Here is a 10,982-nt window from a genome sequence, read left to right on the forward strand (position 1 = left end):
CGCCGTGGCCGGCCTGCGCCTGGCCACGCGCGCGCGCATCGGCGGCGCCGGTCCCGGGCCATGGACCCTGGCGGCAGCCGATTTTACGCTGCGCGCCAACAGCCCCGGCACGTGGCTCGATCTGGCCCAACTGGCGGTGCGAAGGTCCGGCCGCGTCCTGCACCGCGCCGACCTGGTGCCGGCCGGCACCCTGCTGCGCGCACGCCGTCCCGACCAGAGCGCGGCCAGTGCGTGGCTGCGGGTGGCCGCCGACGCCACGCTCGAACAGGCGCTGCCGGCACAGGATCAGGCGCACACCTGGCTGTGGACCGACGTCGACGGCCAGCCGGTCCCCGCCGCCGGCCTGCCCGACCCCGATCAATGGCTGCTCGACAGCGTCACGGTCGATCTCGCGCTGCGCCAGCCGACCGGCACCACCCTGCGCCGCGACGGCTGCGCGCTGGCCGCCGGCGGCGGCGATGTGCCCTGGTTCGAGCCAGATGCCGACGCGCAGTTCGACGCCGCCACCGATCTGGCCAGCCTGGCCTGGCCGCTGGCCGGCGCGGCGCCGGGCCTGGATGGCCCCGACTGGATGCTGGTGCCGGCCGCCGTCGGCGCCGGCTTCGGCCCGTGGCAGGCGGCGCAGCTGGCAGACGGCGACGCGCTGGCGCGCATGGGGCTGGCCGACTACCACGCCGACCTGTTTCTCGACAGCGCCTGGCGCGATGACACGGGCCTGCGCGCTGCGCAACTGCTGCGCTGGGCCGACGATATCCGCTTCCTGTCAGCCCAGCCGCGCCGGCTGCGCGGCTTGCATGGCGCGCTGGGGCGCGATGACGCCACCGCGCGCGATGCCACCTGGATCGCGGTGCCCGACGCCACCCACCCCGGCTGGCGCCTGACCACCCCACCGCCGCGCGCCGACGGCCAGTTGATACCGGTGCCAGACCCGGTCTGCAGCTGCGCCGATGCCGCCCCCGCCTTCGACGACTGCGTCCAGCCGCCGCTGCGCCCGCAGGCGCCGCGGTTCGCGCAGTTCAAGCCCCAGCCACAGGCGCCGGCCGACGTCGCCTGGTTTATCGACGCGCTGGCGCCCCCGTCCGGCACGCTCGCCTATGAAGTGCAGATCGCCCGCCGGGCCGATTTTTCCGATGCCATGCCGCTCGGCGCCAGCGTGTTTCTGCCGGCGCCGGCGCGCTACACGCTGCGCCTGGCGGCCGGCCTGGTGTTCCTGCGCGCCCGCGTCTGGCGCGACGGCCTGGCCAGCGCGTGGTCGGCGCCGCTGGACATCCACGTGCTGGGCGCCACCCGCGTGGCCAACACCGGGCCGGTGGACGCCGCCGTGCTGTTTCCCGTGCACGCGGCCCTGATGGACCTGTGCGCCGCCACGCGCGAACACGTCGCCCTGCTGGCGCTGCCGCAGGCATGGCAGGCGCTGGATGTCGCCAGCCACGTCGGGCGCCTGCGCGCGCGCGCCGCCGCCGGCGCGCGTGCCGCGCAGGACACCAGCTTCGTCGCGCTGTACCACCCGTGGCTGCTGCGGCGCGAAGACGGCCAGCTGGTCGCCCACCCACCCGAAGGCAGCGTGCTCGGGGTGTATGCGCGGCGCAGCCGCGAGCGCGGCGCGTGGGCCGCGGCCGGCCTCGATCCGCTGGCCGATGCTGTCGCACTGGCCAAGCCGCTCGACCCCGGCGCCATCGAACAGGCCGGCGCCAACGCCATCGAGCAGCGCACGCGCGGGTTCGCTGCTACCCGCGCCTGGACCTTGAGCGACGACAGCGACTGGCAGGCCCTTGGCGTACGGCGCCTGTTCATCCTGCTGCGGCGCCTGGCGCGGCGCGAGGGCGAGCGCTACGCCTTCGAACCGAACGACACCACCTTGCGGCGCAGCCTCGAACGCAGCTTCGACGCCCTCCTGCAGCGGCTGATGCAAGGCGGCGCGTTTCGCGGCAGCCGCACGCCCGATTGCTATCTGCTGCGCACGGCCGCCAGCGGCCAGGTGCAGGACGAGATCGAGCGCGGTGAATGCAGCCTGGAGATCCAGGTCGCGCCCTCCCGGCCGCTGCGCTTTCTGACCTTGCGCGTGGTGCGCGCGGGCGAACAATTGCTGCTCGAGGAGTACTGACCCATGGCCACGCCGAACCGTCCCGACGAGCAGGAGCGCCAGCGCTGGCAACCCTTCCCGGCGTTCAATTTCGTCGTCGAGATCGTGCGTGACGACCAGGCCGGCAAGCTGGCCGGCGGCGCCTTTTCGGAGTGCGACGGCATCGAGATGGCGCAGGAAGTCAAAACCCTGCGCGAGGGCGGCAACCAGAACCACGTGCACCGGCTGTCAGGCCCGGTGACCTTTGGCCAGCTCTCGCTCAAGCGCGGCATGACGTCCGGCTTCGACCTGTGGACATGGTTTTCGGCCAGCCTGGAGCAGCCCGCGCTGCGCGCCGGCGTGACCGTCAGCGTGATGCGCCACGATAAAAGCGAATGGGGCCGTTTCGTGCTGAGCCGCTGCCTGCCGCTGAAACTGAAGGCGGGCGCGCTCAGCGGGCGCGACGGCAACGTGGCGATCGAGGAAATGCAGATTGCCTACGAACGCTTCAGTTGGGAGGACAAGAGCCGTGGCTGAACAACTGATCGTGCGCGCCGAGCTGATCGAACTGAAGGACGACCTGAGCGACGTGCTGCCGGGCGGCATGCGCGTGCCAGTGCAGTTCAACCCCGAGTCGTTCAAGCTGTCGTACGCGAACCAGATCCAGGCCCAGCCCAACGCGTCCTCGAAGGCGCCGCCGCGCCAGGCCGGACGCGGCGCGGGCAACCAGTCGCAGGGCACGCCGGCGCGCCAGTTCGTCGGCGCCGGCACCACCAAGCTGACCGTCCAGCTGACCTTCGACGTCAGTGCCGCCACCACCGACACGTTTCTGAATGCCGAGGGCAAGCGCCAGAGCGGCTCGGTATTCATGATCGACGACGTGCGCTACGTCACCGGACGCGTGCTGTACTTCATGAAGCCGAAAGATCCGGGCGCCGGCGCCAAGGACGCCAGCCAGCGCGTGCCGCCCGGCCTGCGCTTTTCGTGGGGTAAGTTCCTGTTCGACGGCATCGTCGAGTCGATCGAGGAGAACGTCGATTTCTTCTCCGCCGACGGCAAGGCGCTGCGCGCCAGCATGACCCTGAATATGATCCAGCAAACCATCCTGGTGCCGGCTTACGACAAGGCGGTGCAAGTGACGCGGCCGCAGGGGGGCGCTGCGGCCGGCGCCACGCCGCTGGCCAAGGCGCGCAGCGGACAAAGCATGCAGCAGCTGAGTGACAGTGGCGGCGGCGGTGGCGGCTTCGGCTTCGGCGTGAGCGCCAGCCTCGACGTGGGCGGCGGCATCGGTGGCGGCGTTGGTGGCGTTGGTGGCGCAATCGGCGTGGGTGTCGGGCTGCATCCTGGTGCAGGCGCAGCGCTCGGCGCCGGCCTGGCAGTCAGTTCCGGCGTCGCGTTCGAAGCAGGCAGCTGGCAGCGCATCGCCGCGGCCAACGGCATCGAGAACCCGCGCACGCTGGCCCCCGGCCAATTCATCGACCTCGCTGCGCAGCGCCCGCGCATCGTCACCGGATAAGGAGTCACCCATGCCCGTCCATATCGGCGAATTCGACGTCAGCAGCCCGCCAGCGGCGCCACCAGCAGCACCGGTCCAGGGCGCCGCCGAGCCGGCCGACGTCATGCCCGCGCCGGCCCAGGCCCAGCGCCTTGAACAGCAACGGCGCGAGCGCGCCCTGCGCCTCTTCGCCCACTGAGCGCGCCACCATGCCCGACGCCCCCCTCGCCCTCGATTCCAGCCGGCCGACGATCGCCATCGACGGCCGCGCCACGCCCGACCTGGCCGCCGCCCTGCTCGAGCTGCGCGTGGAAGAACGCAGCGACGGCATGGCGCGCTGCGAGCTGGCGTTCGGCTGCTGGGGCCTGACCCCGGGCGGCAGCCACGGCTACACGCTGTACGGGCGCGACCGGCTCGAATTCGGCAAGCGCATCGAGATCAAGCTGCGCGACGCGCGCATTTTTTCCGGTCGCGTGTACGCCATCGCGGGACGCTTTCCCGAGGCCGGCTCGGGCGAGGCCGAGCTGGTCGTCCATGCCGAGGACCGCCTGCAGGACTTGCGTATGACGCGCCGCACGCGCTGCTTCGCGCAGGCCAGCGACGCCGCCGTCGCGCGCAGCATCGCCAGCGCGCACGGCCTGAGCGCCAAAGTCGACCTGTCCGGCCCAACCTACCCGATGCTGGCCCAGGTCAACCAGAGCGACCTGGCCTTCCTGCGCGAACGGGCGCGCGCCGCCGGCGCCGAAATCTGGCTGGTCGACGAGGTGCTGCACCTGGCGCCGCGGCCGGCCCGGGCCGGCGGCGACAGCGTGGCGCTGGCCTATGGCAGCACCCTGCACGGCTTCGACGTGCGCGCCGACCTGGCGCTGCAGCGCACCAGACTCTCCGTGGGCGGCTGGGATGTGCGCGCCAAGCGCGCCCTGCGCGAGGAAGCGTCCGCGTCCGTCCTCAGCGGAGAACTCGACGGTGGCGAGGGCGGCAGCGCGCTGCTGCAGCGCGCCTTCGGGGAACGCGCCGACAGCGTGGCCCACCTGCACCCGGCCGACGCGGGCGAGGCGCGCGCGCTGGCCGAAAGCTGGATGCGCCAGCTCGGACGCCGCTTCGTGACCGGGTCCGGCGTGGCAGGCCCGGACGCGCGCATCAAGCCGGGCGCGCGCGTCGACCTGAGCGGGCTCGGGCCCGTCTTCAACGGCAAATACACCGTCACGGCGAGTTGCCACCGCTTCGATGTGCGCGAAGGCGCTCGCACCGAATTCGACGTCGAACGCGCGGCCATCGGCCGCGCCTGATCCCCCACCGAAAGCCGCCATGTTCGATACCTCGCCCGCCGAAGCGCTTTACACAGACCGCCTGTCCACCGGCTGGGGCGGACGCTGGTACGGCTGCCACGTCGCCATCGTGACCGACCTGGTCGATCCGGACCAACAAGGCCGCATCAAGGTCACCCTGCCCTGGAGCGCGGACGGCAAGGGCGAGCGCTACGACGCCTGGGCGCGCGTCGCCACCCTGTTCGCCGGCAACAACCGCGGCAGCTGGTTCATGCCCGATGTCGACGACGAGGTGCTGGTCGTGTTCGAGGGCGGCGACGTGCGCTGCCCGTGCGTCATCGGCGGGCTGTGGAACGGCGCCGACGCGCCGCCCGCCAGCGCCGACGCCAACAACGTCAAAAAAGTAATCCGCAGCCGCAACGGCGTGCTCATTACCATCGAGGACAAGGCGGGCCAGGAACAGATCCGCTTCGACACGCCGGGCGGCTGTTCGGTGACGCTCAAGGATGGTCCGGGCAGCATCGAACTACAGGACAGCAACGGCAACAGCGTCAAGCTCGAGACGGCCGGCATCACAGTCGACGCGGCGCAGAAGGTCAAGGTGAATGCCACCCAGGTCGAGGTGTCGGCCGCGATGCTGACCGTGAACGCCGGCATGTCGAAGTTCTCGGGGGTGGTCCAGGCCGACACGGTCATCACCAACACCATCATTGCCGCGACCTACACGCCCGGCGCCGGGAACATCCTGTGAGCGCCGCCCACCGCCTGCGCTGGGTCGGCGCCGAAGCCTTCGTGGCGGCGCCGGTGCGACCGGCGCCGGCCATCTTGCGCTTCGACGGCGACGATTTCATGGACCGCATGCTGGCCCTGCTGGCCGACACGCCGCAGCGCCTGCCCGAACTGGTGGCACGCCACGAATCGTGGCTCGCGCTGGGCGCGCCGACACCAGCCGCGCCCCCGGACGCGACCATGGTGTCGCAGCGCGTGCGCCTGCTGCGGCGCGGCCGCGCCCTGCTGGGCTTCCGGCGTCAGGCCCACCCGGCGGCCAGCACGGCCCTGGCGCTGGCCGCGCCACTGAAGCTGTTCCAGCCGGTGCACCAGCGTTATTACGTGGCCGCCGCGCACCTGGTGTGCGAACTGCCCGGACTGCCGCCGCGGGTGACGGCCGGCGCCGACAAATCCGGTTTCGTGCTGCGCAGGTTTTACAAGGTGGCCAACCAGTCGGTCGAACATGCCTTCGTCAAGTCGGCCGGCCAGCCGGGGCTGTGGGTACCGCTGGCCGCACCGTCCACCCGCTGCGCCGACGACGAGGAATGGCTGCCGGTGTTCCCGCTCAATTACGCGCCGCCGGCCGGCCCGCGCCGGGCACTACTAGGCGGCCTGATCCCGGTGGCGCGCCACGACGACTTTCAGTATGCGCGGCGCGCCAGCAGCGCGCAACCGGACGGCGACCCCGCCGCCTGGAGCGTGGTCGACAACGCCAGGGCGCTGGCCCACCTGCGCGTGATTGCGCCGTGGCAGGGCCTGATCGAGCGCGCCTACCTGAGCGGCGCCACCAACAACGCCGAACTGGAGGATCCGCCCTGGGATGCGGTTCAACCCGGCACCGGAAAAAAAACGGTGCTGGCCAGCGCCAACGACCAGCTGGTCGAGGCCAGCTGGCGCCAGTTGCAGGAAATGCGCGAGTTTTTCCAGTCCACGTTCAGCGAACTGACCGACGCGCGGCTGGCGTCGGGCCTGGCGCCACCGGGCCGGCCCCAGCTCCAGGCCCTGCTCGACCTGCTCGGCATGGCCACCTGGGCCGCGCCCGGACCCGACGTCCCATCCGACGACCAGCCGCAACTGAGCGGATCGGTGCTGTTACTGACCCAACTGTATAAGCAAGCCTCGCTGCGCGCCGCGCTGGCGGCCATGACGCCAGCGCTGTCGAAGGCGCTCGACGCGGCCGAACTGGCTTTTCCCGAGGGGCCGGGCTGGCCCGACTTTGCCTTCCCGCTGGTGGCGCTGCTGGGCGCCAGCGGTCCCGTTCCGCGCCTGAGCGGCCCGTTCCGCGCCTGGCCCGGCTTTCCTCCCGCGCCGGTCGGGCCGCCCGAGGATGAGCAGGACGCGGACAACCGCCGCCTGGAACTGCTGTCCGACCGCATCGGCGCCGCCATCGCCGAGGCCAGCGCGGCCGGCACGCTGGTCCACGCCGCGCAGTCCAGTTCGGCGGCGCGCCTGGCCGCCGACCTCGCGCACGCCCTGGCCGACGACAGCGGCCCGGCCCGCTATGCGCTGCGCTTTGTGCACCGCCGCTGCGATTGCGGCCCGTTACAGCCGCTGGTGATCTCGGCCCCCAGCGCGCAGTTTCAGCTGGCCGGCTTCTTCGACACCGACGCGCCACTGCGGCCGATCCGCATCGCGCTGCCGTTCGACACCACCCCGGGCGGCCTGCGCAAATATGGCAAAAACAGCGCCTTCATCATGAGCGACGTGCTGTGCGGTCAGATGAAGCGCATGCGCCGCATGGGCTTTGGCGACATGGTGCGCTCGGTGCTGCCCTGGCCCTTCCACAAAAAACTGCGGGCCGGCGCGGGCGCGCCGTGCGGCGCCGGCAGCGCGGGCGGCAATTTCGGCACCATCTGCTCGCTGTCGATTCCGATCATCACCATCGTCGCCTTCATCCTGCTGATCGTGATTGCCACGCTGCTCGACCTGATCTTCCGCTGGCTGCCCTTTTTGATCGCCTGCTTCCCGGTGCCGGGATTGAAGGGAAAACGCGAATGAACCAAGCCGACCTGTATGGCCGCGGCGTGGGCTTCCCGCTGCGCGTGGGCGTCGACGGGCGCATCGCCTGGTCGGAGGGCGAGGCCAACGTGCGCTCTTCCCTGCAACTGGTGCTGCTCACCGGCCAGGGCGAGCGGCTGCGCCGCCCGGGTTTTGGCGCCGGGCTGGAACGCTTCCTGTTCGAGCCGAACACGCCGGCGACCTGGCGCGCAATCGAGGAATCGATCCGGCGCAGCCTGGAACGCTGGGAGCCGCGCATGAAAATCGAATCGATCAGCGTGGACGCCGCGCCCGACGACGCCGAGGCCGCGCTGGCGACCTTGTCCTTCACCCTGGTCGCCTCCGGGGAGGCCGGCCGCACCACGCTGACCATCCCGGTCCAAGGCAGCTGAGTACCGGAGACCCCATGCCCATTACCCTGCCTGCCATCGACGACCGCAATTTCGACAGCCTGGTGCGCGACGCGCTGACGTATGCGGCCGTGCACGCGCCGGAATGGACCCACACCGGCCCGTCCGATCCGGGCGTGACCCTGGTCGAACTGTTCGCTTTCATGGCCGAAAGCCTGCTATACCGCGCCAACCTGATCCCCGAGCGCAACCGGCTCAAATTCCTGCAGTTGCTCGGCATCGCCCTGCTGCCGGCCAGTCCCGCCCACGGCCTGGTCCAGCTGCGCAACGAGGGTGCCGAACGCCGCACCGTGACACTCGCGCCCGGCCTGACGCTGTACGCCGGCGCGCTGCCCTTCGTCACCGAACTCGGCCTGGACGTACCGCCGGTCGAGGGCCTGGCCGTATTCAAGCGCACCGTCGCCGCGCCCGATCCGGCCCTGCTCGATTACTACCGCGAGCTGTACGAGGCCACCGGGCGCGATTTCGCCCAGGACGCGGGCGCGCTCGAACCCGAGCTCTACGAAACCGTCGCGCTCGACGACCTGGCCGTGCCGCTCGACGTCGGCGCCGACGCGGTCGACGGCGCGTTGTGGATCGCGCTGCTGGCGCCAAAAGACGCCAGCGTCGCCGAGCTCGAGCAGGTGCGCTCGCAACTGGCCGAATCGACGCTGTCGATCGGACTGGTGCCGGTGCGCGCCGAGCCGTCCGCGCGCATCGTGCCGGGCGCGAGCGCGCTGGCGGTGCCCGCGCTGACGGTTTGGCTGCCGCAAGTCAAATCCGGCGCCACCGGCAACGGCGCCAGCGCCAGCTACCGCCGCCTCGACGCGGTCGCGCCGGCCGGCTTCCCGGACCGCGCCGGCATCCTGCAAGTGACGATGCCGCGCGCGGACGCCATCGACACCTGGCCCATCGACGAGCCGCTCGAAGCGGGTGTGGGCGCGCTGCCGCCGCTGCTGACCGACGACGCCCTGGGCGCGCGGGTGCTGACCTGGTTGCGCTTGGACGGTCTGGCGACGGCCGGCGTGCCGCTGCTGCGCGCCGCCGTGCACTGCACCATGGTCAACCAGCGCACCAGTGTCGCCCGCGACATCCTGGCGCCCGGCGACGGCGATGTCGGGCAGCAGCGCCAGCTCGGCCACGGCCAGGTGATCGCCGCGTCGGTTGCGCTGACGGTCGGCGGCGCGGCATGGACGCTGACCGATGAACTGGAAGCGGCGCCAGCCGAAAACAAGCCCGGTGCAACCGTGTTCGCGCTCGACGCCGAGGCCGGCCTGATCCGGTTCGGCGACGGCGTGCATGGGGCGCGCCCGGCGCCCGGTGCGGCCATCGCGGCCGGCTACGACTGGTCCAGTGGCGCCGAGGGCAATGTCGCGCCGGGCAGCATCGTGCTGGGACCGGACCTGCCGCCCGGCCTGAAAGTGAGCAATCCGGTGGCCTGCACCGGCGGCACGTCCGCCGAAACCGCCGCCGACGGGGAACGCCGCATTCCGCTGGTGCTGCGCCACCGCGACCGGGCCGTGAGCGCGGCCGATTTCGTCGAGGTGCTCAAGGCCGCGCCCGGCGCGGACCTGGGGCGCGTCGAGGCGCTGGCCGCCTGGCATCCCGAGCTCTCGCCCGCGCTGCCGGGCGACCAGCCCGGCGTGGTGACCTGCATGGTCATTCCGCGCACCGATCCGATCCATCCCGATCATCCGCTGCCCGACGCCGACTTCATCGACGCCCTGTGCGTGCACATCGCGCCGCGCCGCCTGGTCACCTGCGAAGTGCTGCTGCGCGGGCCGGTCTACAACGGCGTGTGGATCAGCGTGGGCATCGAGATTGTCGCTGGCCAGTCGGTGGCCACCGTGCGCGACCGCGTGCGCGCCGCGCTGCGCAATCACCTGGCGCCGCTGCCGCCGGCCGCGCGCGGCGCACCGGCCGCCACGCTGCCGGGACTGGACGGCGGCTGGCCCCTGTTTCGCGCCGTGATGGCACTCGAACTGGCCACGGTGGTGGCGTCCACCACCGGCGTGGGCGGCGTGGCCGGCCTGCTGCTCGGCGACAGCGCCGGCAGCCGGCGCGACAGCGTCCCCATGCAGGGCCTGCAACTGCCGTATATCGCGGGCCTCTCGGTGACGCTGGGCGATCCGGTGCCGCTCGAGGACCTGCTGGGCAGCGCCAGCGCCGCCAACGACGGCGGCGGCGGCACGGGCGACGCGGGCGGCAGGCGGCGTCGCCTGCCGGTGCCCAAAGTACCACAGGCGTGCTGAACATGGACGCCAACGGCACCCGCTATCACGCCCTGCTTACCTGGAGCGACTGGGAAGCCCGGTTGCCCGGGTCGCCCGGCGAGCGCGCGCTGGAATGGTCCGACGGCAGCAGCGGCAGCGGGCCGCTGGCGACCGATTGCGGCGCCGGCGGCCTGGCATTGAAGGCACTGCTGTACGAATTCAAACCGCGCACGGGGAACGTCGTGACAGCGCCGGAGCAGAGCGGCCGCGGCGGCGTGTTCGACGCGGCGGGCAATCTGTACAGCCTGTCGGACGACCGCCTGGCGATCCGCGTGCGCTCGGCCGGCAGCGGCGCCATGTCGGATTTCTGGCCCGTGAGCGGCGCGCCGCCGGGTGACGGCATCGCGGCCGTGGCCGGCTGGTCGGAGGGCCACCGCGCGCCCAAGCCCGGCGCCTTCCAGCCGGTGCATCCCGCCAGCGCTCCGGCGCCGCTGCGACTGGACGCGCTGACGGTCACGCCCGGGCATTACCTGGTGGTGGCGGCCGCCGCAGCGGGTGGCCTGTTGATCTTTGACCTGCATGGCGCCGGTCCGCCCTTGTATCAGGCCTGGCCGGGACTGCCGGCGCCGGTCGAGTCGCTCACCGCGCTGCCCGACGGCGGCCTGGGCGCGCTGGTCGCCGGCTGGCTGTGGCGCATCGGAGCGGACCTGAAGCCGCGCATCGGCGCGCCGAATGGGCCCGCGTTTCCAGCCGAGGTCCCGGCCGCGGGGGCCGGCGGCGCCCCGGGCC

10 protein-coding genes are annotated in these 10,982 nt (G+C 72.2%); all 10 read left to right on the forward strand.

The genetic code is table 11. The features are described 5' to 3' along the window. Positions 1 to 2,104 (forward strand): phage tail sheath C-terminal domain-containing protein (locus tag V6M87_RS26795; protein ID WP_332879730.1); only part of this gene is annotated, 2,104 nt, incomplete at its 5' end. Between the two features lie 3 nt (positions 2,105 to 2,107). Then, complete coding sequence (locus tag V6M87_RS26800) at positions 2,108 to 2,599, forward strand: phage tail protein (RefSeq protein WP_332879731.1); 492 nt, start codon at positions 2,108 to 2,110, stop codon at positions 2,597 to 2,599. Next, complete coding sequence (locus V6M87_RS26805) at positions 2,592 to 3,578, forward strand: CIS tube protein (RefSeq protein ID WP_332879732.1); 987 nt, start codon at positions 2,592 to 2,594, stop codon at positions 3,576 to 3,578. Before V6M87_RS26800 ends, V6M87_RS26805 begins: the two co-directional genes overlap by 8 nt. A 10-nt stretch (positions 3,579 to 3,588) precedes the next feature. Continuing rightward, positions 3,589 to 3,756 (forward strand): hypothetical protein, encoded by a 168-nt coding sequence (locus V6M87_RS26810; RefSeq protein WP_332879733.1) that lies wholly within the window; start codon positions 3,589 to 3,591, stop codon positions 3,754 to 3,756. A 10-nt stretch (positions 3,757 to 3,766) separates the two neighbouring features. Continuing rightward, entirely contained in the window at positions 3,767 to 4,846 is a 1,080-nt protein-coding gene (locus V6M87_RS26815) for a phage late control D family protein (RefSeq protein WP_332879734.1), read from the forward strand. Positions 4,847 to 4,865: 19 nt separating this feature from the next. Beyond that, positions 4,866 to 5,576: a phage baseplate assembly protein V gene (locus V6M87_RS26820; RefSeq protein ID WP_332879735.1), complete on the forward strand. Its 711-nt coding sequence runs from the start codon at positions 4,866 to 4,868 to the stop codon at positions 5,574 to 5,576. Further along, complete coding sequence (locus V6M87_RS26825) at positions 5,573 to 7,591, forward strand: hypothetical protein (protein WP_332879736.1); 2,019 nt, start codon at positions 5,573 to 5,575, stop codon at positions 7,589 to 7,591. The genes V6M87_RS26820 and V6M87_RS26825 overlap by 4 nt, the downstream gene beginning before the upstream one ends. Beyond that, positions 7,588 to 7,983 carry a GPW/gp25 family protein gene (locus tag V6M87_RS26830; protein ID WP_332879737.1) on the forward strand — a complete coding sequence of 132 codons (396 nt, stop codon included), beginning with the start codon at positions 7,588 to 7,590 and terminating at the stop codon, positions 7,981 to 7,983. Before V6M87_RS26825 ends, V6M87_RS26830 begins: the two co-directional genes overlap by 4 nt. Positions 7,984 to 7,997: 14 nt before the next feature. Beyond that, positions 7,998 to 10,232: a baseplate J/gp47 family protein gene (locus V6M87_RS26835; RefSeq protein WP_332879738.1), complete on the forward strand. Its 2,235-nt coding sequence runs from the start codon at positions 7,998 to 8,000 to the stop codon at positions 10,230 to 10,232. Positions 10,233 to 10,234: 2 nt separating this feature from the next. Then, the coding region (locus V6M87_RS26840) for a hypothetical protein (protein ID WP_332879739.1) at positions 10,235 to 10,982 on the forward strand (748 nt) is incomplete at its 3' end.

It is taken from the genome of Massilia sp. S19_KUP03_FR1 (assembly GCF_036688685.1).
In the GTDB taxonomy this organism is placed as follows: Bacteria; Pseudomonadota; Gammaproteobacteria; order Burkholderiales; family Burkholderiaceae_D; genus JALYUM01.